At 70.2% G+C, this 24,034-nt stretch carries 22 protein-coding genes; 13 read left to right on the plus strand and 9 right to left on the minus strand.

Annotated features, from left to right (window positions below; all coding sequences use genetic code 11):
- Positions 1 to 11 precede the first annotated feature (11 nt).
- Positions 12 to 575 carry an O-methyltransferase gene (locus HQK15_RS10160; protein WP_173491351.1) on the minus strand — a complete coding sequence of 188 codons (564 nt, stop codon included), beginning with the start codon at positions 573 to 575 and terminating at the stop codon, positions 12 to 14.
- A 494-nt stretch (positions 576 to 1,069) separates the two neighbouring features.
- Between HQK15_RS10160 and HQK15_RS10165 the strand changes: the two genes are divergently transcribed.
- The 3 genes from HQK15_RS10165 (at position 1,070) to aspA (ending at position 4,797) form a co-directional block, all read left to right on the plus strand.
- On the plus strand, positions 1,070 to 2,128 hold the full coding sequence (locus HQK15_RS10165; protein ID WP_173491352.1) for a 3-isopropylmalate dehydrogenase: 1,059 nt from the start codon (positions 1,070 to 1,072) through the stop codon (positions 2,126 to 2,128).
- Between the two features lie 43 nt (positions 2,129 to 2,171).
- Complete coding sequence (locus HQK15_RS10170) at positions 2,172 to 3,266, plus strand: branched-chain amino acid aminotransferase (RefSeq protein WP_173491353.1); 1,095 nt, start codon at positions 2,172 to 2,174, stop codon at positions 3,264 to 3,266.
- A 124-nt stretch (positions 3,267 to 3,390) separates the two neighbouring features.
- On the plus strand, positions 3,391 to 4,797 hold the full coding sequence (gene aspA, locus HQK15_RS10175) for an aspartate ammonia-lyase (protein ID WP_173491354.1): 1,407 nt from the start codon (positions 3,391 to 3,393) through the stop codon (positions 4,795 to 4,797).
- Between the two features lie 13 nt (positions 4,798 to 4,810).
- On the opposite strand, the gene HQK15_RS10180 is transcribed toward aspA, so the two are convergent.
- Entirely contained in the window at positions 4,811 to 5,506 is a 696-nt protein-coding gene (locus HQK15_RS10180; RefSeq protein WP_173491355.1) for a hypothetical protein, read from the minus strand.
- A gap of 221 nt (positions 5,507 to 5,727) precedes the next feature.
- Here HQK15_RS10180 and cimA point away from each other — a divergent pair, with 221 nt between their 5' ends.
- Both cimA and HQK15_RS10190 read left to right on the plus strand, forming a co-directional pair.
- Positions 5,728 to 7,314, plus strand: a complete 1,587-nt coding sequence (gene cimA / locus HQK15_RS10185) for a citramalate synthase (RefSeq protein ID WP_367649135.1) — start codon at positions 5,728 to 5,730, stop codon at positions 7,312 to 7,314.
- Positions 7,315 to 7,358: 44 nt separating this feature from the next.
- Positions 7,359 to 8,117, plus strand: coding sequence for a hypothetical protein (locus tag HQK15_RS10190; RefSeq protein WP_173491357.1), 759 nt, complete (start codon positions 7,359 to 7,361; stop codon positions 8,115 to 8,117).
- Here HQK15_RS10190 and HQK15_RS10195 read toward each other — a convergent pair.
- From HQK15_RS10195 to HQK15_RS10215, 5 genes are all read right to left on the minus strand, one after another.
- The gene (locus HQK15_RS10195; RefSeq protein WP_173491358.1) at positions 8,114 to 8,563 is read right to left on the minus strand and encodes a GNAT family N-acetyltransferase; all 450 of its coding nucleotides are present in this window, start codon (positions 8,561 to 8,563) and stop codon (positions 8,114 to 8,116) included. The genes HQK15_RS10190 and HQK15_RS10195 overlap by 4 nt on opposite strands.
- A gap of 188 nt (positions 8,564 to 8,751) precedes the next feature.
- The gene (locus tag HQK15_RS10200; RefSeq protein WP_173491359.1) at positions 8,752 to 9,141 is read right to left on the minus strand and encodes a Fur family transcriptional regulator; all 390 of its coding nucleotides are present in this window, start codon (positions 9,139 to 9,141) and stop codon (positions 8,752 to 8,754) included.
- Complete coding sequence (locus tag HQK15_RS10205) at positions 9,141 to 9,986, minus strand: metal ABC transporter permease (RefSeq protein ID WP_173491772.1); 846 nt, start codon at positions 9,984 to 9,986, stop codon at positions 9,141 to 9,143. Before HQK15_RS10205 ends, HQK15_RS10200 begins: the two co-directional genes overlap by 1 nt.
- Positions 9,986 to 10,753 carry a metal ABC transporter ATP-binding protein gene (locus tag HQK15_RS10210; protein ID WP_173491360.1) on the minus strand — a complete coding sequence of 256 codons (768 nt, stop codon included), beginning with the start codon at positions 10,751 to 10,753 and terminating at the stop codon, positions 9,986 to 9,988. Before HQK15_RS10210 ends, HQK15_RS10205 begins: the two co-directional genes overlap by 1 nt.
- Positions 10,750 to 11,661, minus strand: coding sequence for a metal ABC transporter substrate-binding protein (locus tag HQK15_RS10215; protein ID WP_173491361.1), 912 nt, complete (start codon positions 11,659 to 11,661; stop codon positions 10,750 to 10,752). Before HQK15_RS10215 ends, HQK15_RS10210 begins: the two co-directional genes overlap by 4 nt.
- Positions 11,662 to 11,831: 170 nt before the next feature.
- Between HQK15_RS10215 and HQK15_RS10220 the strand changes: the two genes are divergently transcribed.
- From HQK15_RS10220 to HQK15_RS10235, 4 genes are all read left to right on the plus strand, one after another.
- Entirely contained in the window at positions 11,832 to 13,217 is a 1,386-nt protein-coding gene (locus HQK15_RS10220) for a glycine--tRNA ligase (protein WP_173491362.1), read from the plus strand.
- A 25-nt stretch (positions 13,218 to 13,242) separates the two neighbouring features.
- Positions 13,243 to 13,842, plus strand: a complete 600-nt coding sequence (locus tag HQK15_RS10225) for a hypothetical protein (RefSeq protein WP_173491363.1) — start codon at positions 13,243 to 13,245, stop codon at positions 13,840 to 13,842.
- Between the two features lie 145 nt (positions 13,843 to 13,987).
- Complete coding sequence (dusB, locus tag HQK15_RS10230) at positions 13,988 to 15,130, plus strand: tRNA dihydrouridine synthase DusB (RefSeq protein ID WP_173491364.1); 1,143 nt, start codon at positions 13,988 to 13,990, stop codon at positions 15,128 to 15,130.
- A gap of 108 nt (positions 15,131 to 15,238) precedes the next feature.
- Positions 15,239 to 17,158 carry an ELWxxDGT repeat protein gene (locus tag HQK15_RS10235; protein ID WP_173491365.1) on the plus strand — a complete coding sequence of 640 codons (1,920 nt, stop codon included), beginning with the start codon at positions 15,239 to 15,241 and terminating at the stop codon, positions 17,156 to 17,158.
- A 58-nt stretch (positions 17,159 to 17,216) separates the two neighbouring features.
- Here the strand turns inward: HQK15_RS10235 and HQK15_RS10240 are convergent, their stop codons facing one another.
- Both HQK15_RS10240 and HQK15_RS10245 read right to left on the minus strand, forming a co-directional pair.
- Positions 17,217 to 18,548, minus strand: coding sequence for a PH domain-containing protein (locus tag HQK15_RS10240; RefSeq protein WP_173491366.1), 1,332 nt, complete (start codon positions 18,546 to 18,548; stop codon positions 17,217 to 17,219).
- Entirely contained in the window at positions 18,532 to 19,032 is a 501-nt protein-coding gene (locus HQK15_RS10245) for a PH domain-containing protein (protein WP_173491367.1), read from the minus strand. The genes HQK15_RS10240 and HQK15_RS10245 overlap by 17 nt, the downstream gene beginning before the upstream one ends.
- Positions 19,033 to 19,164: 132 nt before the next feature.
- Between HQK15_RS10245 and HQK15_RS10250 the strand changes: the two genes are divergently transcribed.
- Genes HQK15_RS10250 through HQK15_RS10265 form a run of 4 tightly spaced genes read left to right on the plus strand, consistent with a single transcriptional unit; the run spans position 19,165 to position 23,987 of the window.
- A complete protein-coding gene (locus HQK15_RS10250; protein ID WP_173491368.1) occupies positions 19,165 to 19,365 on the plus strand; it encodes a hypothetical protein in 201 nt (66 codons plus the stop codon).
- A 53-nt stretch (positions 19,366 to 19,418) separates the two neighbouring features.
- A complete protein-coding gene (gene smc, locus HQK15_RS10255; protein ID WP_173491369.1) occupies positions 19,419 to 22,970 on the plus strand; it encodes a chromosome segregation protein SMC in 3,552 nt (1,183 codons plus the stop codon).
- Positions 22,967 to 23,401 (plus strand): acyl-CoA thioesterase, encoded by a 435-nt coding sequence (locus HQK15_RS10260; RefSeq protein WP_173491370.1) that lies wholly within the window; start codon positions 22,967 to 22,969, stop codon positions 23,399 to 23,401. The genes smc and HQK15_RS10260 overlap by 4 nt, the downstream gene beginning before the upstream one ends.
- Positions 23,402 to 23,429: 28 nt before the next feature.
- A complete protein-coding gene (locus HQK15_RS10265) occupies positions 23,430 to 23,987 on the plus strand; it encodes an NYN domain-containing protein (RefSeq protein WP_173491371.1) in 558 nt (185 codons plus the stop codon).
- Positions 23,988 to 24,034 lie beyond the last annotated feature (47 nt).

Below are 24,034 nucleotides of genomic sequence, written 5' to 3' on the forward strand. Positions count from 1 at the left end.
GGGCGAAGGGGCTACCGGCGCGTCGCGATGAGCAGCGACGCGTCGACGTCGATCAGCATCTCGACGGCGGCGAACCGCTCGTCGGTGAGCCACTGCTCGCGGACCGTGTCGACACGGCCCTCGACGATGGGCGGCCAGAACGCCGACGGGACGAAGTCGTCGAGGATGACCATGCCGCCGGGCTCCATGAGGTCGGCGAGCACGTCGATGCTCTCCATGACCTCGCGCACGTCGACGAACAGCAGCGAGAAGGGGGCGTACTGCTCGAGCGTCGACCAGTCGCCGGCGATGACGTCGACGTTGGCCGTGTCGGCGAAGATCTTCTGCACGTCGCCGGCGAGAGCGGGGTCGAGCTCGGCGCTGACGACCCGGGCGTCCTTGGGCGCGCCGCTCGACAACCAGGCCGAGCCGACTCCGCAACCGGTGCCGAGCTCGGCGAGCGTGCCGCTGCGGGACGCTGCCAGGGCGGCGAGGAGTCGGCCGGTCTCGTTGCGGATCGACGTGATGAATCCACGCTGGCGGGAGAGGTCGAGGGTGCTCGCGACGAGGTCGGGGACTTCCGCAGGTGCGCTCACGCGGCCAGTCTTTCACGAACCACGCGGCGTCAACCGCCTCGACGTCTCGTCGGCTGAGACACGATGACGAATTGCCGCCCACAGCCCGTCCGGGCGGCGTACGCTGGTCGCATCATGCGGAAGCAGCTCGTACTCATCGCTTGCCGCGGCAGGGCCTCTTAGGGCCACACCCTGCCGCGGTGTTTCGGCGTTGGCCCGCCGTTCCGCAGCAGGGTTGGAGATCACGACCTGATCCCATGCACCTGTTCACTCCCCGGTGATCCCGGACCTCGTGGCGTGCTGGACGGCGGACAACGCCGATCCCGCACCGATCCCGTTCGTCCGAACCGAAGGAGAAGATCATGGAACCGCACCTGATGGAGTGGGGACCGGCACACCTGCGCGACGAGGCGCCCCAGCTCGAGGTCGAGCTGTCCGACCGTCCCGACGACAACTGACCACATGTCGATACGCCGGTTTCACATCCTGAGATCACGCTGCATAGGATGGAGCTCATGACTCGCTCCTTCTCGCTCGCGGTCGTGGCCGGTGACGGCATCGGACCCGAGGTGACCTCCCAGGCCCTCAAGGTCCTCGACGTCGTCGCCCCGTCGCACGGCCTCTCGTTCAGCACGACCGACTACGACCTCGGCGCGCGCCGCTACCACGCGACGGGTGAGACCCTGCCCGACTCCGTGCTGGAGGAGATCCGCGGTCACGACGCGATCCTGCTGGGCGCGATCGGCGACCCGAGCGTGCCGTCAGGCGTCCTCGAGCGCGGTCTGCTGCTCAAGCTCCGCTTCGCGCTCGACCACTACGTCAACCTGCGCCCGTCCAAGCTCTTCCCGGGCGTCCCGACGCCGCTGGGCAACCCCGGCGACATTGACTTCGTCGTGGTCCGCGAGGGCACGGAGGGGCCGTACGTCGGCAACGGCGGTGCCATCCGCGTCGGCACGCCGCACGAGCTCGCGACCGAGGTCAGCATCAACACGGCCTACGGTGTCGAGCGGGTCGTCCGTGACGCGTTCGCCCGCGCCCAGGCCCGCCCCCGCAAGAAGCTGACCCTCGTGCACAAGAACAACGTCCTGGTGCACGCCGGGCACCTCTGGAGCCGCACGGTCGACGCGGTCGCCCCCGAGTTTCCCGACGTCGCGGTCGACTACCTGCACGTCGACGCGGCGACGATCTTCCTGGTCACCGACCCGGCGCGCTTCGACGTCATCGTGACCGACAACCTCTTCGGCGACATCCTCACCGACCTCGCGGCGGCCATCACCGGCGGCATCGGCCTGGCGGCGAGCGGCAACGTCAACCCGGACCGCACGACGCCGAGCATGTTCGAGCCGGTCCACGGGTCTGCGCCCGACATCGCGGGCCAGTCCAAGGCCGATCCCACCGCGGCGATCCTCTCTGGCGGCATGCTGCTGGAGCACCTGGGCTTCCCTGAGGCGGCTGCGCAGATCACGGCGGCCGTCGAGGCCGACATCGCCGAGCGTCCGTCGACACCTCGTTCGACCGAGGAGGTGGGAGAGGCCATCACGTCACGCGTGGCCGGGGCGGTATCGGTCGGTTAACGACCTTTTACCTTCTCACCCTGAAAGCTATACCGTGACCATCATGACCTCCACCCCGTTCGCCGCCACGTTCACGCAGAACGATGGGGCGAAGACGCCCGAGCAGCGGGACGCGATCCTCGCGAACCCCGGTTTCGGCCATCACTTCACCGACCACATGTTCCTGGCCGAGTGGACCCCTGACACCGGCTGGGCCGATGGTCGGGTCGTGCCCTACGGTCCGCTGCAGATCGATCCGGCGACGGCTGTGCTGCACTACGCGCAGGAGATCTTCGAGGGCCTGAAGGCGTACGTCCACGCCGACGGCTCGATCTGGTTGTTCCGTCCTGAGGCCAATGCGGCGCGGATGCAGCGGTCCGCGCACCGTCTGGCGTTGCCGGAGCTGCCGACGGAGTGGTTCCTGGGCTCGATCACCTCGTTGGTCGAGGCCGACCGGGCGTGGGTGCCCGCCGGCGGCGAGAAGAGCCTCTACCTGCGGCCGTTCATGTTCGCCTCCGAGGTGTTCCTCGGCGTCCGCCCGAGCCAGCACGTGACTTATTCGGTCATCGCCTCGCCGGCCGGCGCCTACTTCGCCGGTGGTGTGCAGGCGGTCTCGATCTGGTTGTCGAGCGAGTACTCGCGTGCCGGTGCCGGTGGCACGGGTGCTGCCAAGTGTGGTGGCAACTACGCGGCGTCGTTGCTGCCGCAGCAGGAGGCCGCCGAGCACGGTTGCGCGCAGGTCGCGTTCTTGGATTCCACGGAGCAGAAGTGGATCGAGGAGCTCGGTGGGATGAATCTGTACTTCGTGCAGTCCGACGGGTCGATCGTGACGCCGGCGTTGTCGGGGTCGATCCTGGAGGGCATCACGCGTGACTCGATCATGCAGATCGGCCGCGACCTGGGCCATGAGGTCGTCGAGCGTCGTGTCTCGATCGACGAGTGGCGCACCGGTGCGGCGGACGGCACGATCACCGAGGTGTTCGCGTGTGGCACGGCTGCGGTCGTCACGCCGGTCAGGTCGTTGAAGTGGGACGGCGGCGAGGTCGTCTCCGGTGACGGCGAGCCCGGCAAGGTCACGACCGACATCCGCTCGGCCCTGGTCGACATCCAGTACGGCCGCGCCGACGACCGCCACGACTGGATGACGCGAATCGCCTGATTCCGCGGGAGTCGCGCACTGTACTGGCCGGTACAGTCATCCCCTCCCCGAATCCAGTCCCCGGTTGCTCTATCGTCGGGCAGGTGAGGCCCAACGACGTGCCTCACGCACTGGAGGAATCACCATGTCTGAAGCCACGCGTTCCGAGCACGACCTGATCGGAGACCGTGAGGTCCCGCTCGAGGCTTACTGGGGAGTGCACACGCTCCGCGCCCTCGAGAACTTCCCCATCACCGGCATCCCGATCGGGACGAGCCCCTATCTGGTGGAGGCGCTCGCGAGCGTCAAGCAGGCCGCGGCCGCGGCCAACCACGACCTGGGGCTCCTCGACGACACCCGCCACGCCGCGATCCGCGACGCGTGCGAGGAGATCCGGGCTGGGGCGCTGGTCGACGAGTTCGTCGTCGACGTCATCCAGGGCGGTGCCGGCACCTCGACCAACATGAACGCCAACGAGGTCATCGCCAACCGTGCGCTGGAGATCATGGGGCACAAGAAGGGCGACTACGCGGTCATCCACCCCAACGAGCACGTCAACCTGAGCCAGTCGACCAACGACGTCTACCCGACGGCGGTCAAGATCGCGATCATCCTGGCCGCGCACGACCTGCTCGACGCGATGCAGGTGCTCCAGGACTCGTTCGCGGCCAAGGCCGACGAGTTCCACGACGTCCTCAAGATGGGACGCACGCAGCTGCAGGACGCCGTGCCGATGACGCTCGGCCAGGAGTTCCGCACCTACTCGCTGATGATCGGGGAGGACCGCGCCCGGCTCCACGAGGCGATCATGCTGCTGCACGAGATCAACCTCGGTGCGACCGCGATCGGCACGATGCTCAACGCCCCGTCCGGCTACGTCCAGTCGGCGTGCGGCCACCTCGCCGAGCTGACCGGGCTGCCGCTGGAGACGGCGGTCGACCTGATCGAGGCGACCCAGGACTGCGGCGCGTTCGTGCAGGTGTCGGGCACGCTGAAGCGGGTCGCGGTCAAGCTCTCCAAGATCTGTAACGACCTGCGGCTGCTGTCGTCCGGGCCGCGCGCCGGGTTCAACGAGATCAACCTGCCGGCCGTGCAGGCCGGGTCGAGCATCATGCCCGGCAAGGTCAACCCCGTCATCCCCGAGGTCGTCAACCAGGTCGCGTTCCAGATGATCGGCCACGACATGACCGTCACGATGGCAGCCGAGGCCGGGCAGCTGCAGCTCAACGCCTTCGAGCCGGTCATCTGCTACTCGCTGTCGGCCGGCATCTCGCGGCTGCGCGAGGCGGTGCTGGTGCTCGCGACCCGGTGCGTCGACGGCATCACCGCCAACGTCGAGCTGCTGCGCAGCGAGGTCGAGAACTCGATCGGCCTGGTCACCGCGCTCAACCCGTACATCGGCTATGCCGCGGCGACCGAGGTCGCCAAGGAGGCGCTGGCGTCCGGACGGGGCGTCGCCGAGCTCGTGCTTGAGCGCCGGCTGCTCCCGCCCGAGAAGCTAGAGGCCATCCTGCGACCGGAGACCTTGGCCAACCTCGCCCCCCGCCACTGAGCGGGGTCAGGGGTCAGGGCGCGAAGAGGGCCTGGGCGGGATCGGCCAGCAGGCGGACGACGAGCAGGTCCTGGTCGGCGACGTAGTCGATCTGCACGCCGACCGCGCGGTCCTTGGGTGTCTCCGGCGCCGACGGGTCGCCGAGCCCGTAGGCGATGTCGCGCAGCGTCACGGTGGCCTCGCCGACCGGGTCGTTGGCGGGCCACTCGGCGATCAGCCGGTGCACGAGCCCGGTCAGCACGGCACTGAACATCGCGTGCTGCTCGCGGTCGATGCCGTCGACGACGATCTCGGGCAGGCCGAACGCCGTGAGACCCACGGTGCGCAGCTCGTCGGCCTCGAGGTGTGAGTAGTCGACGACGTACCACTGCGTCGCGTGGGCGAGGGAGACCGCGTCGGACCGGTCCTCGACCGCACGGGGGATGCCGAGATCGATGACGACGCCGTCGTGCTCCTCGGCCAGCCGCAGGGCCTCGACGCGGACGTCGCGCTGGGTGAAGGCCGCCTGCTCGAGGTCGGCCGTCCGCATCAGGAGCAGCTGGTGGTGTCGCGAGCGCAGCCGGCGCAGGGCGACCTCCGTCGTGCCGTAGCGGCGCAACAGCTCGGGGGAGGGCGGAGGGATGAGGTCCTCGGTCTCGAGCGGGGACGCGGTCATGACGGCGTACATGATGCTCGGCTCCGCCGTGAGGGGAACGGGTCTGGCGGTCATAGATCGACCAGTCTAGACTGGCGGCATGCAGAGCATCGTGAGCATTATCGACAGGCGCGCCGGGCACTGAGAAACACGCCCCCGACGCGCTGCCTCCCCGATCCGTGGGAGGTTTTTTTTGTGCCACGGTGCTCATGCCACGGCATCGAGATGACGACGTGCCGACCGGAACGAAGGACGAAGCAGTGAACGCAGACGCAGTGAACGCAGGGCGGCAGCACGTGAGCGACTTCCACGTCTACGACACGACGATGCGCGACGGCGCCCAGCAGGAGGGCCTCAACCTCTCGGTCCAGGACAAGCTGCACATCGCGCGTCACCTCGACGACCTCGGCGTCGGCTACATCGAGGGCGGCTGGCCGGGCTCCAACCCCAAGGACACCGAGTTCTTCCAGCTCGCGGCCAAGGAGCTCGACCTCGCCCACGCGACGCTCGCCGCCTTCGGGGCGACCCGCAAGGCCGGGGTCGCGGCCGCCGACGACGCCCAGATCGCCGCGTTGCGCGAGTCGGGTGCGTCCGTCGTGACCCTCGTCGCCAAGAGCCACGACCGGCACGTCGAGCTCGCCCTGCGGACCACGCTCGAGGAGAACCTCGCGATGGTCCGAGACTCCGTCACCCACCTGCGTGAGGAGGGCCAGCGGGTCTTCGTCGACATGGAGCACTTCTTCGACGGCTACCGCGCCAACCGCGACTATGCGCTCGAGGTCGTCCGGACCGCGGCCGCCGCGGGGGCCGAGGTCGCGGTGCTGTGCGACACCAACGGTGGCATGCTGCCGCACTGGGTCACCGAGATCGTCCAGGACGTCGCCTCGACCGGGGCCCGCCTCGGCATCCACGCCCACAACGACACCGGCTGTGCGGTCGCCAACTCGATGGCGGCCGTGCAGGCCGGAGCGACCCACCTGCAGGGCTGCATCAACGGCTACGGCGAGCGCACCGGCAACGCCGATCTCGTGACGTGCGTGGCCAACCTCGAGCTCAAGCTCGGGATGACGCTGCTGCCGGAGGGTCGCCTGGCCGACGCGACCCGGATCTCGCACGCGATCTCGGAGATCACCAACTACCCGCCCCACGCCCGGCAGCCCTACACGGGCGTCTCGGCGTTCGCGCACAAGGCGGGCCTGCACGCGAGCGCGATCCGTGTCGACGCCGATCTCTATCAGCACATCGATCCCGCGCTGGTCGGCAACGACATGCGCCTGCTGGTCTCGGAGATGGCCGGGCGCGCCACGATCGAGCTCAAGGGCAAGGAGCTCGGCTACGACCTCGCGGGTGACACCGAGCGGCTGGCCCGCGTCACCGACCGGGTCAAGAGCATGGAGCAGGCCGGCTACACCTTCGAGGCAGCCGACGCGTCGTTCGAGCTGCTGCTCGCCGAGGAGATGGACGGCGGGCGTCCCTCATTCTTCGACGTCGAGTCGTGGCGGGTGCTGGCCGAGTCGGCCCGGGGCGACGACGCCGTGGCAGAGGCGACCGTGAAGCTGCGGGCCGGGGGAGTGCGGCTCGCCGTCATCGGCGAGGGCAACGGCCCGGTCAACGCGCTCGACCACGCCTTGCGCCAGGCGATCGAGCAGGTCTACCCCGACGTCGCCCGGTTCCACCTGACCGACTTCCGCGTGCGCATCCTCGACCAGGGGCATGGCACGGACGCGATCACCCGCGTGCTGATCGAGACGTCGGACGGCAAGGACGTCTGGGTCACGGTCGGGGTCGGAGCCAACATCATCGAGGCGTCGTGGGAGGCGCTCGTCGACGCGCTCACGTACGGGCTGCGGCTGCACGGCGTCCGTCCGCGCATCAACGACTGAGCAATGGCGTTGCGGAGGGCGGTCGCCGCTGCGACCGTAGGGGTGTGAACGGACGGGGCCGGCGGCTGGCGATCTTCCTCCCGGTGTTCGTCACGCTCGCGCTCGCGGCCGTCGTCGGCGTGCTGGTCGTGATCCAGAACCAGCAGCAGAGCGACCAGGTCGCCGAGGCCGACGACGTCGCCACGAGCTTCCTGTCGGACGTCGAGACGTTCCGCGCCGAGGTCGTGCGCGAGGTCAGCGGGTCGCGGACGGCCGATCCCGGTGACCTGCGCCGGGTGCTCCGGGCGGCGATCGCCGACCCGCCCGAGCTGGGCGACGCACCGGCGTACGGGGTGGAGAGGTCGTCGGCCTATCGCGAGGCCGAGCAGACGCAGGAGACGTTCCTGGAGCCATACCAGCGGCTCAGCCGGGCGCTGCGGCGCGCGGACGGCGCGCTCGACTTCATCGCCGCGGCGCGCAAGGTGCTCGACCTGCGGGCAACGGACTACGTCGGGTCGGGCCTGCTGAGCAGCAGCACGGCCCTGCGTGGGGAGCTCATCCCGGCCTTCGTGCGGGCGCGCGACGAGTTCGCGGAGGTGCCGGTGCCGAAGGGGCGGGACGAGCTGGCCGCGACGGTGCGCGGCGCGCTGCAGTACGTGATCGACCAGGCGACGATGCTCGCGAGCAGCATCGAGTCCAACCGCAGCTTCTCGTTCACGTACGGCGAGCAGTTCCAGACCGCGATCGACGCGGTGGACGACTACGCCACGGTCGTCAAGGGGGACGTCACCGAGGCGATCAGTGCGGTCACCGACCCGCGCTAGGCCTGCTGCTGGCCGGCTGCGCGCGTCATCGGCACGTGGTCGATGCCGGCCTCCATGAAGTTCTCGCCGGAGCGGACGTAGCCGTAGCGGCCGTACCACTGCTCGAGGTAGGCCTGCGCGTTGAGCACGATGACGTCGTGGCCCCACAGACGCGTGCACTCCTGCACCAGTGCGCCGGACAAGCCCTTGCCGCGCTGGTCGGCGCGTGTGCACACCCGGCCGACGTGACGGACGCCGTCCTCGACGTAGGAGCGCAGGTAGCTGGTGGGACCTCGGTCGTCGGCGAACCACAAGTGGGTCATCTCGGGCAGCAGGTCGCGGTCGTCGACGTCCTCCTCGTCGCACTTCTGCTCGACGGCGAAGACGGCATCGCGGATCTTCCAGATGGCGTAGACGTCCGCGGCGGTCAGGTCGGGCCCGTTGCGCACGAGCGGGTAGTCGGTCACCCCGGAAGCCTAGCTAGTTGGAGCGGCGCGCAACCGATGTGGGGAGTCTGTCCGCGTTCGCCAGCTCCACGTGGCTGCCGGAGCGCAGCTGTTTCGACCCCGATGATCCTGCGGTGCACACCGCGCGCACCAGCCGGGAGGTCGAGTGGTCCGATGCCCGTGCTGACGACGCCTGAGTCGGGTCTCGATCAGGACGGGCAGGAGGCGCAGGTGCCGAAGATCTCGAGGGTGTGGGCGACGTCGCGGAAGCCGTTCTCGGCCGCGATCTTGTCGGCCCAGCGCTCGACGGTCGGGCCCTCGACCTCGACCGTGCGACCGCACGAGCGGCACACCAGGTGATGGTGGTGCCCGGCGCTGCACTGGCGGTAGAGGACCTCGCCGTCGTCGTTGCGCAGGGCGTCGACCTCGGCGGCCTCGGCCAGCACCTGCAGGCTGCGGTAGACCGTCGAGAGGCCGACCGACTCACCGCGCTTCTTGAGGATGTCGTGGATCTCCTGCGCGCTGGCGAACCCGTCGAGATCTTCGAGGATCGCGACGACGGCGCGTCGCTGGCGGGTGTTGCGGGGTGCTTCGACCATCAGTCCTCCTGCACGAAATCTATCCCACGGCGTGTGCGTCGCACTGCGGCGAGAAGCACGCGGCCGAGCACCGCGACGCCGAAGGCGAGGAGTGCCAGCATGACGATCGTGGGCCCCGGCGGTGTGTCGACCTCATAGCTCGCGACGACGCCCAGGACGGCCGCCAGCAGGCCCAGCACCATCGCGACGAGATGCGTCGCGCGGAAGCTGCGGGTGAGCTGTTGTGCGGTGGCGACCGGGACGACCATGAGGGCCGACACCAGCAGCAGGCCGACGGTGCGCATCGCGACGGTGATGGTGACGGCGGCCAGCACCGCGATGAGCAGGCCGTAGAGGCGGACGGGCACACCGCTGACCCGCGCGTGCTCCTCGTCCTGGCAGACCGCGAACAGCTGGGGCGAGAGCCCGATCGTGAGCAGCAGGACGATCGCGCCGAGGATCGCCACGAGCCACAGGTCGGCGACGGAGACGGTCGTGATGGCGCCGAAGAGGTAGCGGTTGAGGGTCGACGCGCTCTCGTCGGCGAGGTTGATCAGCAGGACGCCGCCGGCGATGCCGCCGTAGAACAGCATCGCCAGGGCCACGTCGGCGCTCGTGCGGCCGTACATCCGCAGCAGCTCGATGACGATCGCGCCGGCGCTGGCGATCAGGACGGCCGTGATCAGGGGCGCGATGCCCGTGAGCAGGCCGAGCGCGACGCCGGTGAGGGCGACGTGGCCGATGCCGTCGCCCAGCAGGGCGAGCCGCCGCTGGACGAGGAAGGTGCCGATCGCCGGGGCCGTCAGGCCGGTGAAGACCGCCGCGATCAGGGCGCGCTGCATGAACTCGTAGTTGAGCAGGTCCATCAGCGCCACGGCCCTTCGCCCGACAGGGAGTCGTGCTGCGGAGGCTGGCTGCTGTGCAGGTGCGCGTGGGCCTCGTGGTCGTCGGTGCGCAGGTCGGCGACGGGACCGTCGTGCTCGACCCGACCGGCGCGCATCACGACGGCGCGATCGATCAGCGGGCGCATCGGGCCGAGCTCGTGCGCGACGAGCAGCACCGAGGTGCCTTCGCTGGCGAGGCCGCCGAGCACCGCGGCGAGGATCTCGGTGTTCTCGTGGTCGACGCCGGCCGTCGGCTCGTCCATCACGATGAGGTCGGGCTGGGACGCCAGGGCCCGGGCGATCAGCACACGCTGCTGCTGGCCACCGGACAGCTCGGTCATGGGGGAGTCATGGCGGTGCGCCAGGCCGATGCGCTCGATCGCCTCGTCGACGGCGACCCGGTCGGCGCGGGTGCGGAAGCCGACGACAGGACGGCGGGCGAGCCGGCCGCTGGTGACGACCTCGCGCACCGTGGCCGGCACGCCGGCGACGGCGCTCGACCGCTGCGGCATGTAGCCGACGCGACGCCAGTCGCGGAAGCGAGCCAGGGGCGTCCCGAACAGCTGGATCGACCCCGCGGCGGTCGGCACGAGGCCGACCGTCGCACGGACGAGGGTCGACTTGCCGGATCCGTTGGCGCCCAGGAGGGCGACGAACTCGCCGGGAGCGACGTCGAGGTCGACCTGTCGCAGGACAGGTCGACCCGCGAGGTCGACGTCGATGCCGCGCACGGCGATCGGGGATGTCATGAGCAGTCGTTGGCCTTCTGGAGCTCGGCGAGGTTGTTGCGCATCAGCGTCAGGTAGGTGTCGTTGCTGGTCTCGTCACTGAGCCCCTCGATGGGGTCGAGCGTAGCCGTCGTCACGCCGGTCTCGTCGGCGACCGTCTTGGCGATCGCCGGGCTGACGAGCTCCTCGGTGAAGATCGTCGTGATCCCCTTGGACCGTACGAGCTGGGTGATGTCGGCGAGCTGGCCGGCCGACGGCTCGCTGCTGGGGTCGATGCCGGCGATCGGGATCTGGGTCAGGCCGTACCGCTCGGCGAGGTAGGCGAACGCAGCGTGGCTCGTGACGATGCTGGTGACCTTGCAGCTCGCGAGGCCGGCCTCGAAGTCGCTGTCCAGGGTGGTCAGCTCGTCGGTGAGGGCCTTGGCGTTGGCGGCGTAGTCGGCCTCGTGGGCAGGATCGGCCGCGACGAGCGCCTTCTCGACCTCGGCGGTGATCGTCACCATGTTCTGCGGATCGAGCCACACGTGGGGGTCGACGTCGGCGTGGTCGTGGCCCTCGTCGTCGGCGTGCTCGGCGTCGTCGAGCAGGGTCAGCTCGCTCGTGACGTCGACGGTCGACGCCTTCGGCCGGTCGGCCTGGTCGATCGCCTCGTCGACCGCTGCCTGGAAGTCCTTCTCGTAGACGACGACGTCGGCGTCCTGCACCGCGGCGACCTGCTGGGGCTTGAGCTCGAGGTCGTGGGGCTCCGCGCCCGGCGTGGTGAGGTTGGAGACATCGACGAAGTCTCCGCCGACCTGCTCGACGACGTACTGGAGCGGGTAGAACGACGCCACGACCTGGGGCTTGGAGGAGCCCGAGCCATCGGTGCCGCAGGCGGTCAGAGCAAGGGTGAGCGGCAGGGCCGTGAGCAGGGCGATCGACTTCTTCATGAGAACGATTCTCATGACGCTGAGAATCATTGTCAAATCCGCGGAGTGCTCGACGGGCGCCCGGGAGCGGCGGCCTGGCAGCGGGCTAAAGTGGGCCGGACCCTCGGGCGTGCGTCATCACGATGACGCGCACAGGCCCGCCGACACCCAGCCGGATTGGAAACATCCCCATGGCAACGACCGTCGACCACGTCATCAGCCTCAGCAAGCGCAGGGGATTCGTCTACCAGTGCGGTGAGATCTACGGAGGCACCCGCTCCGCCTGGGACTACGGTCCGCTCGGCGTCGAGCTCAAGGACAACATCAAGCGCCAGTGGTGGCGCTCGATGGTGCAAGGTCGCGACGACGTCGTCGGCCTCGACTCGTCCGTGATCCTGCCCACGCCGGTCTGGAAGGCGTCGGGCCACCTGGCCGCGTTCGTCGACCCGCTGGTCGAGTGCCAGAACTGTCACAAGCGCTACCGCCAGGACCACCTGCAGGAGGCGTACGCGGAGAAGAAGGGCCTCGACGATCCCGACGCGGTCGACATGGCGCTCATCGTCTGCGAGGCCTGCGGAACCCGCGGCCAGTGGACCGAGCCCCGCATGTTCAACGGCCTGCTCAAGACGTTCCTCGGCCCGGTCGAGTCCGAGGAGGGGCTGCACTACCTGCGTCCCGAGACGGCCCAGGGCATCTTCATCAACTTCGCGAACGTCATGGGCACGTCGCGCCGCAAGCCACCGTTCGGCATCGGCCAGATCGGCAAGAGCTTCCGCAACGAGATCACGCCCGGCAACTTCATCTTCCGCACGCGCGAGTTCGAGCAGATGGAGATGGAGTTCTTCGTCGAGCCCGGCACGGACGAGGAGTGGCAGGAGACCTGGATGCAGATCCGGATGGACTGGTACACCGGCCTCGGCATCGCCCCGGAGAACCTGCGCTTCTACGAGCACCCCGCCGAGAAGCTGTCGCACTACTCCAAGCGCACCGTCGACATCGAGTACAAGTTCGAGTTCGCGGGCTCGACATGGGGTGAGCTCGAGGGCATCGCCAACCGCACCGACTTCGACCTCAAGACGCATGCGGAGCACTCCGGCAAGGACCTGCAGTACTTCGACCAGGCCAAGAACGAGCGCTGGACCCCGTACGTCATCGAGCCCGCCGCAGGCGTCAACCGCTCGATGATGGCGTTCCTGATCGACGCCTACACCGAGGAGCAGGTGCCCAACAACCAGGGCGGCACCGACACCCGCACGGTCCTCAAGCTCGACCACCGCCTCGCTCCGGTCAAGGCCGCGGTGCTGCCGCTGTCGCGCAACGAGGACCTGTCGCCCAAGGCCCGCGCCCTGGCGACCGAGCTGCGCGGCTTCTGGAACGTCGACTTCGACGACGCGCAGGCCATCGGCAAGCGCTACCGCCGTCAGGACGAGATCGGCACTCCGTACTGCATCACGGTCGACTTCGAGACGCTCGAGGACGACGCGGTCACGATCCGTGAGCGCGACTCGATGCAGCAGGAGCGCATCGCGCTCGACCAGGTCACGTCCTGGCTCGCGGCGCGCCTTCCGGGCTGCTGAACCGGTCGTGGCAGACAATCGGCGCGTGACGTCAACAAGAATCTGCGCCGCGCGGGTCGCTGCCGCGTCGGTCGCGGCGGCTCTCGTGCTGGTCGGCTGCTCGTCGGGATCGGATGCCAAGAAGACGTCGGACGCCGTCCCCGTGCCGAAGGGCTTCGACGTGCCGGCGGGCGTGAAGCTCACCCCGGGCGGCACGAAGCTCACCGAGGACCAGCCGGCGAGCGTCATCTACCAGGTCGGTGACCGGGCAGCGAGTGCCGTCACCGTCACCGTGGCCCAGGTCAAGAAGGGCTCGATGGACGACTTCCGGTTCTTCTCGCTCGACGCCGAGACCAAGAAGGCGACGCCGTTCTACGTCACGGTCAAGGTCAGGAACGAGGGCCCCGCCGGGCTCGGTGGAGCTGCCCTGCCGATCTACGCCCACGACGACAGCAACACCAACATCCCGGCCAACGACATCGTCGGCACGTTCAAGCCCTGCCCGACCTCGACGCTCCCCAAGAGCTTCCTCCCGGGCTCGTCGGCCGAGCTGTGCCTGGTCTACCTCGTGCCGAGGGGTCGGGCGCTCGTCTCGGTCGACCTGCAGACCGGGTCGACGAAGGACGCCATCACCTGGCAGCCCTGATCATGACCTGCCCTCCCGCGAGTGGCGCAATCTGGAGAAAGTGAGACGGCGCGTCGTCCACAATTGCGCCACTCGGGGAGTGGTTTGCGCCACTCGCGCGACAGGTTGCGGATCGACCTCCCGGGGCGTCAGGGACAATGGAGGCATGTCCATCGCCGCGCTGCCCCGATCCCTGCGGCTCGGTGACCTCGAGGTCGAGACGCCGGTCGTGCTTGCTCCGATGGCAGGCGTCACCAACGCGGCGTTCCGCCAGCTCTGCGCCGAGCAGGGTGCGGGCCTGTATGTCTGCGAGATGATCACGTCGCGCGGCATCGTCGAGGGCGACAAGACCAGCCTGGCGATGCTGACGTTCGCGCCCAACGAGCAGTTCAGGTCGGTGCAGCTGTACGGCATCGACCCCGACACGATCGGGCGCGCGGTCGAGATCCTGTGCGCCGAGCACGGCGTCGACCACGTCGACCTCAACTTCGGCTGCCCCGTGCCGAAGGTGACCCGCAAGGGCGGGGGAGCGGCCCTGCCGTGGAAGGACCTCCTGCTGGGCCAGATCCTGACCTCGGCCGTCGCGGCCGCCGCGCCGTACGGCGTGCCGGTGACGATGAAGACCCGCAAGGGCATCGACGACGACCACCTCACCTATCTCGACGCCGGGCGCATCGCTGAAGACACCGGCTGCGCCGCCATCGCCCTGCACGGCCGCACCGCGGTGCAGCACTACTCGGGCCGTGCCGACTGGGCGTCGATTGCCGAGCTCAAGGCGTCCGTCGGCATTCCCGTGCTGGGCAACGGCGACATCTGGGAGGCCGCCGACGCGATCCGCATGGTCGAGGAGACCGGCTGCGACGGGGTCGTCGTCGGTCGCGGCTGCCTGGGACGTCCGTGGCTGTTCCGTGACCTCGCGGCGGCGTTCGCGGGCGAGACCGTCGTCGAGCTGCCGACCCTCGGCGAGGTCGCTGCCGTGATGCGGCGGCACGCCGAGCTGCTCGGCGGCGTGATGGGCGAGGAGCGGGGCTGCATCGAGTTCCGCAAGCACATCGCCTGGTACCTCAAGGGCTTCGCCGCCGGCAAGGACGTCCGTAGCAGCCTCGGCATGGTGTCGTCGTACGCGCAGCTCGACGACCTGCTGGACCGTCTCGACCCCACGGAGGCCTATCCCGTCGGCGAGCTCGGCACCCCGCGCGGTCGCCAGGGCACGCCCAAGCGGGTCTCGGTGCCCGACGGCTGGCTCGACTCGCGGCTCGTCGACGCCCCGCTCGACCCGCTCGCGGAGGACGGCACCTCCGGGGGCTGACGGCGTCGCCGGAAATAGTCTCTGGAAAAGTGCAAGAACGGGTGGCTCCGGTGATCTGAACCGTAGATGGCACGTGATGGACGTGCCCCACGGCAAAGGATCACGACCATGAGCAACCTCATCGCCAAGACCATCGGGACGGCGGCCGCAGCGGCCGTCGCGTCGACCATCCTGGGCGTCACGCCGGCATCGGCGGCCACCCCCGGCCCCACCTATCTCGCGACCCTCGGCGAGGTCGGGACGATCGCCTCGCTCGAGTCCGTCGACATGAACGGCTACGTCCTGCTCGCCGGCGGTCCCGGCGGCGGCACCGAGCTCTACCGGACCAACGGCAACCTGGGCTCCGTCGCGGCGGTCAAGGACATCAACCCCGGCAACGCCGGCAGTGCTCCCCGCCTGCTGACCCGTGCCGGCAGCACGGCGTTCTTCGTCGCGACGACGGCCGCCCACGGCCGCGAGCTGTGGAGGTCGAACGGCACGGCCGCGGGCACCACCGAGGTCGAGGACCTCGTGGCGGGCGCGGCCGGCGCCGAGATCGACGCGATCGCCGCGCTGGGCAACCAGGTGGTGTTCTCCGCGAACGTCCAGGCCACCGGCGGCGACGAGCCGCACATCTCCGACGGCACCGCCGACGGAACCCAGCAGCTCAAGGACATCAACCCCTCGGGCAGCTCGACGCCGCGGGGCTTCACGACGATCGGCGGCCTGACGTTCTTCTCCGCCGACGACGGCACCCACGGCCGTGAGCTGTGGCGCACCGACGGCACGCCCGAGGGCACGATCATGGTCGAGGACACCAACCCCGGCGCGTCGGGCAGCTCGCCGGACGAGCTGACCGCGGCCGGCAACGTGCTCTACTTCGACGCGGTGACGGCGAACGGCTCGGAGCCCTTCCGCTCCACCGGGTCAGCGGCCAGCACCTACCAGCTCAAGGACATCTTCGCCGGCGGTGGCAGCAGCCAGGCGAGCGGCTTCACCCAGGCCGGCGGCGTCACCTACTTCTCGGCCCGCAGCGAGGCCGGCGGCTTCGAGCTCTGGCGCACCGACGGCACCCCGGCCGGCACCAGCCTGGTCGAGGACATCCTGCCCGGCGCAGGCAGCTCGACGCCGAACGAGATCACGGCCCTCGGGTCGAAGGTCATCTTCCGCGCGGGTGAGACCGACGACAACACCGAGCTGTGGACCAGCGACGGCACTGCAGCCGGCACCGTGCTGCTGAAGGACGTCCGTCCCGGCGCGCTCGGCGGCAGCCCGCAGCGGTTCGTCGTCAACGGTGGCCGGGCCGTCTTCTCCGCCAACGACGGCGTCTCCGGCCAGGAGCTGTGGGTCACCGACGGCACGATCGGCGGCACCGCCGAGGTCAAGGACATCGTGCCCGGCAGCGCGTCGAGCACGCCCACCCCGGTGGGCACCGTCGCAGGAGTCGTCGTGTTCCGCGTCTTCTTCAACGAGACGAGCAGCCTGTGGAGCGTGGCCCCGAGCACCCTGGACGTCGTGACGTCCTCGACGCCCGACATCAACGGTGAGCGTCGCGTGGCCAAGACCCTCAAGGCCGACGCCGGCGCCTGGGAGGCCGGAGCGACGCTGAGCTACCAGTGGCTGCGCGACGGAAGCCCGATCGACGGAGCCACGGCCTCGTCGTACAAGCTGACCACGAGCAACGTGGGCAAGAAGGTCTCGGTGCGCGTCTCGGGTGCCAAGAACGGCAAGGTCACCGGGGTCCGCGTGTCGAGCGCCTCGACGATCAAGGCCGGCATCCAGGTCCACCGCCCCACGCCGTCGATCGTGGGCACCGCCAAGGTCGGCAACACGCTGAAGATCAAGGCCCGCACGTACGACAGCGGCGTCTCGAAGTCGTACCAGTGGCTGCGGGACGGCAAGGCGATCAGCGGCAGCTCGGCACAGAAGTCGAGCTACAAGGTCCGCTCGGCCGACAAGGGTCACCGCATCTCGGTGAAGGTGACTGCGACGAAGACGGCGTACGAGTCGTTCACCCGCACGTCGGCCAAGACGAGCAAGGTCTCGTAGGCGTTCGCGCAGCGGTGGCCGTCCCTCTCGGGGGACGGCCACCGTCGTGCGTCGAGGCTCAGGCGCGGGACGCCCTCGCGCGAGCGAGCTGGGCGAGGAGGGCGTCGCGGGCAGCGCGCTCGTCGAGGTGCCGGCCGTCGGCGTCGACCGGACCCTTGGGCGTGTGCACCTCGACGGTGGCCACACGTCGCCGGCGCTGCAGGGGACCCTGCCGGAGCTCGACCGACTGGGTCTTGCTGTGCGGGACGATGCTCGTGGTGCGCTCGATCCAGCCCTCGTGGGCGACGAAGGTGATCTCGTCGGCGGCGATCCAGCGATAGCGCCACCCGACGGGGGCGAACGGCCACGAGCGTCGGGGGGCGCGGGTCAGGACGAGGTCGCGGGTCGACGCGTGCGGGATGAGCTCGGCGATGACCGCGGCGGCGAGCGCCGGATCGGCGATGGGCAGCAGCGTCGACGAGGAGTTGTCGCCCTGGTCGTCGCCCTGCGCCGCGTAGCCGGCGATGTCGACCTCGAGGCGCTGCCAGCCGAGCCGCCGCCAGACGAAGGGCTCCTTGACCGCGATTCCCTGCACCCGGTTGAACGGGATCGTCTGCGAGGTCCGCGAGAGCAGGCCGCGCTCGATGCGCAGGCCGCGCTCGCCCCGCGAGAGGGTGAAGTCCCACTGCTGCAGCACGCGCAGGGCGATGATCTGGGCAAGCCACGACCCGAGCGGGATGATGCCGCCGAGCGCGACGACGACCTGTCCGAACCAGATCGCCAGCGCGACCAGGACGACCGACCCGACCGCCGCGAGCAGGAAGTCGAGCGACAGCACGGTGCCGATCATGACGCGCTCCGGCGGCACCCGGGTGATCAGCGTGCGGTGCTCGTCCTCGCCGGTGGCGACCTCCTCGCCGTGCGCCCGCGACAGCAGCACCCGGCGCAGGTCGCGGGCGTCGGAGAGCCGGAGGAACCTCAGGGACGTCCGCGAGTCCTTGCCGCCGGCCATCTCGATGCGCAGCTCGGCCAGGCCGAAGAGTCGGGCGACCAGCGGCTCGGCGATGTCGACCGACTGGATGCGCTCGTACGGGATGCGGCGCGAGGACTTGGTGATGACGCCCGAGCCGATGCGCAGCTCGGCGCCGTCGATGACGTAGCGGGTGAAGCGCCAGCTGACGTAGCCGAGGAGCATGCCGAGCAGCAGCCCGCCGACCAGGGCACCTGCGAGGCTGATGAGGGGGCCGAGGTCGCCCCAGCCGTCGCCGGTGAGGATCGACCCGATGAGTCCGGCGGACGCGGCGACCGCCCACAGCGCGCCCTGGACGACGGCCGTGAGCGGGTGGGTGCGCAGACCGACCGCCTCGACGGGTGGGTCGTCGGTGCCCGGCGACTCAGAGCCCGGCGCCATGGGCCTCGCCGAGCTCGGTCAGCCGGTTGCGCAGACGGGTCGCCTCGGCGGCGTCGAGGCCGGGGACCTGGGCCGCGGTCTCGGGGCTGGCCGTGTGGAGCGTGACGGTCGCGATGCCGAACGCGCGCTCGAGGGGGCCGGCCTGGACGTCGACGAACTGCATGCGGCCGTAGGGGATCGCGACGAGCCGCTTGAACATGACGCCGCGGGTGACCAGCAGGTCGTCGGCGTTCTCGGTGTAGCCCCAGCTGCGCTGGTTGCGGCGTGCCCACCGCCAGCCCCAGCCGCCGCCGGCGACCGAGGCCGCCACGAGCACCCAGCCGGACACCTGGATCCAGGCCGCCAGACCGGGCACGAGGGCCAGGACCAGCCCGACCAGGGCGACCCCTGCGGCGAGGGAGACGATGAGGATCCGCCGGACCGTCGCGAGGCGAGGGGAGACCCCTTGCCACGTGCCGTCGACGGGGGCGAAGAGATTGTCCATCCGGCCAGACTAGCCACGTGCGGCGCAGTTGACCCGGTGCCGTCGGCGGTGGGAGACTGAGAGACGCAGATCGTCGATTTCTGCCCTTCCCCCCAGCACCCAATAGGCTTTCGAGCTCGCGGAGACACAGTCATGGCCAAAGCACTTGTCGGATACCTCGGTGGACCCACTCCCGACCAGCTGCGGGAGACCGCCGCACTGCGGCGCCGCATCGCCGATCTCGAGAACGAGGTCCTGCGCCTCAAGGTCGAGAACGACGGACTCCTCGCGACCCTGCGCGAGCGGGTCGACCTGGTGACGGCCGGCGACCTCGCCGAGCCTCTCGCTCGCTGACGTCGCAGCGCACTAGGGTGACTCCAACCCGCCGTTCGCCGTAGGAGCCCCCGTTGTACCTCAAGAGCCTCACACTGCGTGGGTTCAAGTCCTTTGCCTCCTCGACGACCCTGCAGCTCGAGCCCGGCATCACCTGCGTCGTCGGCCCCAACGGCTCCGGCAAGTCCAACGTCGTCGACGCCTTGTCGTGGGTCATGGGCGAGCAGGGCGCCAAGTCCTTGCGCGGCGGCAAGATGGAGGACGTCATCTTTGCCGGCACGTCCGGGCGTCCGCCGCTCGGTCGCGCCGAGGTCGTGCTGACGATCGACAACTCCGACGGCGCCCTGCCGATCGAGTACACCGAGGTCACGATCTCGCGCACGATGTTCCGCAACGGCGGCTCGGAGTACGCGATCAACGGCAACACGTGCCGTCTGCTCGACGTCCAGGAGCTGCTCAGCGACTCCGGCATCGGGCGCGAGATGCACGTCATCGTCGGACAGGGCCAGCTCGACAGCGTCCTGCGGGCGACGCCTGAGGAGCGCCGCGGCTTCATCGAGGAGGCGGCCGGCGTCCTCAAGCACCGCAAGCGCAAGGAGAAGGCGATCCGCAAGCTGGACGCCACGCAGGGCAACCTGACGCGTCTCAACGACGTGCTCACCGAGCTGCGTCGCCAGCTCAAGCCGCTCGGTCGCCAGGCCGAGGTCGCTCGCCGCGCAGCCGTCATCCAGGCTGACGTCCGCGACGCCCGCGCCCGGCTGCTGGCCGACGACATCGTCACGGCGCGCACCACGATCGCCACCGAGCTCGCCGACGAGACGGCGCTCAAGCAGAAGCGCCAGGCTGTCGAGCAGGCCATCGCGGCCGCCCGCGAGCAGGAGACCGAGCTCGAGGACCAGCTGCGGGAGGACTCGCCGCGGCTCTCCGCTGCGCAGGAGACCTGGTACAGCCTCTCGGGCCTGCGTGAACGCATCCGCGGCACCGCGGGCCTGGCCAACGAGCGGGTGCGGCTCGCCGCCGTCGAGGCCGACGACCGCCGGGTCGGTCGCGACCCCGAGGAGCTCGAGGCCGAGGCGCACCGTGCGCAGGAGCAGCACGAGCAGCTGAGCGCGGGCGTCGCCGCGGCGACGACGGCGCTCGAGTCCGTCATCGCCGAGCGCAACGAGGCCGAGACGACCTACACCGCCGAGGAGCGCCGGGTCGCCGGCCTGCTGCGTGCCGCGGCCGACCAGCGCGAGGGCCTGGCTCGTCTGCACGGCCAGGTCAACGCGCTCAAGAGTCGCGCGACCGCCGCCGGCGAGGAGGTCGGACGCCTCACGAGCGCCCGCGAGGGGGCCGAGGCGCGCGCGGTCGAGGCGCAGCGCCAGTTCACGGCGCTCGAGAACGAGATCGCCGGGCTCAACGCCGGTGAGTCCGGGCTCGACGAGGAGCTCGAGGTCGCCGAGGCTGCCCTCGGCGAGGCGGTCACCGTCCTGTCGACGTTGAGCACCCAGATGCAGGACGCCGAGCGCCAGCAGGCGGCGCTCACGGCCCGCAAGGAGGCGCTCGAGCTCGGCCTGGCCCGCAAGGACGGCGCGGGCGCGCTGCTCGCGGCCACCGACGAGATCAGCGGCCTGCTCGGCTCCGTCGCGGCGCTGCTCACCGTCCGTGACGGGTGCGAGACGGCGATCGCCGCGGCTCTCGGGTCGGCGGCCGACGCCGTGGCGGTCGACCACCTCGACACCGCGGTGTCGGCGATGGAGATGCTCAAGTCCGAGGACCTCGGCCGCGCGGGCATGCTGCTCGGCGGGGGAGAGGTCGACGACTCCACGTGGCCGGGGCTGCCCGACCTCGCGACCTACGCGATCGACGTGGTCGACGGGCCGGCGTCGCTGCAGGGCGCGCTGCGCCGGCTGCTGTTCAAGGTCGCCGTGGTCGACACGCTCGAGCACGCGCAGGAGGTCATCCGCCTGGCTCCCGACGTCACGGCGGTCACGCGCGACGGTGACATCCTCGGTGCGCACTTCGCCGCGGGCGGATCGACGTCCAAGCAGAGCCTCATCGAGGTCCAGGCCGCGATCACCAAGGCCGACGACGATCTTGCCGCGGCCGTCCACACCCTCGAGCGGCTGCGCTTCGAGCAGGAGACCGGCGAGACGGTGCGGGCCGCGGCGCAGGAGCGGGTCGACGCCGCGCTCGCCCAGCTGCACGAGTCGGACGCCACGATGGCCGCCGTCGCCGAGAACCTCGGCCACCTCGGTGCCACGTCGCGGGCCGCCCGCGGCGAGGCCGATCGCCTCACGACCGCGATCACGTCCGCCGAGGAGGCCATGGCCGGAGACCTGTCGGGCCTGCAGGAGCTCGAGGAGCGTCTCGCCCAGGCCGAGGCGGCTCCCGAGGAGGAGCCCGACACTGCCCTGCTCGAGGAGCTGGCCGAGAAGGCCTCGGGCTGCCGCCGCGCCGAGACCGAGGCACGTCTGGCGCTGCGCACCAACGAGGAGCGCGCCCGCGCCCTGGCCGGCCAGGTCACGGCGCTGTTCGAGGCCGCCGAGGCCGAGCGCGAGGCCCGGGTCCGCGCCGCCGAGCGTCGCGCCCGCCAGCTGCGCGAGGCCGAGACGGCCAAGGCCGTGATCCTCGCGAGCGACCAGGTCCTCGCCCGGCTCGAGCGGTCGATCGCCGAAGCGTCGACCCTGCGGCACGAGATCGAGACGTCCCGCTCGGGCCGCGAGGAGACGCTGCGCAGCGTCCGCGGCCAGCTGCGCGACCTGTCGACGCAGCTCGACGGGCTGACCGACTCGGTGCACAAGGACGAGATGGCGCGCGCCGAGATGCGCCTGCGCCTCGAGGGGCTCGAGAGCCGCGCGCTGGAGGAGCTCGGCCTGGAGGTCGAGACGCTCGTCGCCGACTACGGGCCCGAGCAGCTCGTCCCGCCGATCACGGTCGAGGGCGAGGACGACTCGCTGCCCACCGAGCCCGTCCCGTACGTCCGCGAGGCCCAGGTCAAGCGGCTGCGCACCGCCGAGCGGTCGATGGCGATGCTCGGCAAGGTCAACCCGCTGGCGCTCGAGGAGTTCACGGCGCTGGAGGAGCGGCACCAGTTCCTCTCCGAGCAGCTCGACGACCTGCGCAAGACCCGTCAGGACCTGCTCGACATCGTCGAGGAGGTCGACGCCAAGGTCGAGCAGGTCTTCACCGAGGCCTGGTACGACGTCGAGAGCGCCTTCCAGCACGTGTTCAGCCGCCTGTTCCCCGGCGGTGAGGGCGCGCTCGTGCTCACCGATCCGCAGAACATGCTGACGACGGGCATCGACGTCGAGGCGCGCCCGGCCGGCAAGAAGGTCAAGCGGCTGTCGCTGCTGTCCGGTGGCGAGCGGTCGCTCGTGGCCGTGGCCTTCCTCGTCGCGCTGTTCAAGGCTCGCCCGAGCCCGTTCTACATCCTCGACGAGGTCGAGGCCGCGCTCGACGACGCCAACCTGGGCCGCCTGCTCGAGCTCTACGAAGAGCTGCGCGCCAACTCCCAGCTCATCGTCATCACGCACCAGAAGCGGACGATGGAGGTCGCCGACGCGCTCTACGGCGTGTCGATGCGCGGCGACGGCGTGTCCGCGGTGATCAGCCAGCGTCTGCGCGACGAGGCGTCGGTGTGAGCGAGGGCCCGACCACGCGCACCGACTTCTCGGTGCTGCGCACCATCACGACGCGGTGGGAGGACGAGGACGTCTACGGCCACGTCAACAACGTCGTCTACTACTCGTTCTTCGACACGGCGGTCAACGGCTTCCTGATCGACGCGACCGGCACCGACATCCGGCGGCTCGATGCCGTGGGGCTCGTCGCCGAGACCCGGTGCACCTTCCTGCGCGAGCTGGGCTTCCCGGGCGACGTGCAGGCAGGTCTCGCGGTCACCCGGCTCGGCACGTCGAGCATCGTCTACCGGATCGGGCTGTTCCAGGGCGACAGCGACGAGCCCGCAGCGATCGGTCACTTCGTGCACGTCTACGTCGATGCGGCCGAACGCACCGTCACGCCGGTCCCCGACGTGATCCGCGCGGCCGTCACGCCACTCGTCGTCGCCTGACCCGATCGCGGGCGTATAGGGTCCGAGCATGACGGATCGCACGACGTACGTCCTGGTCGACGGCGAGAACATCGACGCGACCCTCGGTCAGTCGATCCTGGGGCGACGCCCCAACCCGCACGAGCGCCCCCGCTGGGACCGGCTGCTGCAGTTCGCCGAGGACGCGTGGGACCAGCCCGTCAGCGGGTTGTTCTTCCTCGCCGCCAACGGCGAGCTGCCGATGCCGTTCGTGCAGGCGCTCACGTCGATGGGCTTTCGGGCCGTCCCGTTGTCGGGTCGGTCGGACGAGAAGGTCGTCGACATCGCCATCCAGCGCACGCTGGAGGAGCTCGGCCGGCGCGAGGCCGACGTCATGCTGGCCAGCAACGACGGCGACTTCATCGAGCAGCTCGAACCGCTGGTCGGTCCGGGACGGCGGACGGCCCTGCTGGCGTTCCACGAGTTCCGCAACGCGGGCTACGTCCCGCTGTTCGACCGCGGTCTGGAGTTCCACGACCTCGAGTACGACGTGCAGGCGTTCAACGAGACGCTGCCGCGCATCCGCGTCATCCCGATCGCCGAGTTCGACCCCCGCGACTTCCTCTGACCCCCCGCTGACGAGACCCTTGTTGCCCCTTCGCGAGAGGGTTGCTG

Source organism: Aeromicrobium stalagmiti, from assembly GCF_013283745.1.
Taxonomy (GTDB): Bacteria; Actinomycetota; Actinomycetes; order Propionibacteriales; family Nocardioidaceae; genus Aeromicrobium; species Aeromicrobium stalagmiti.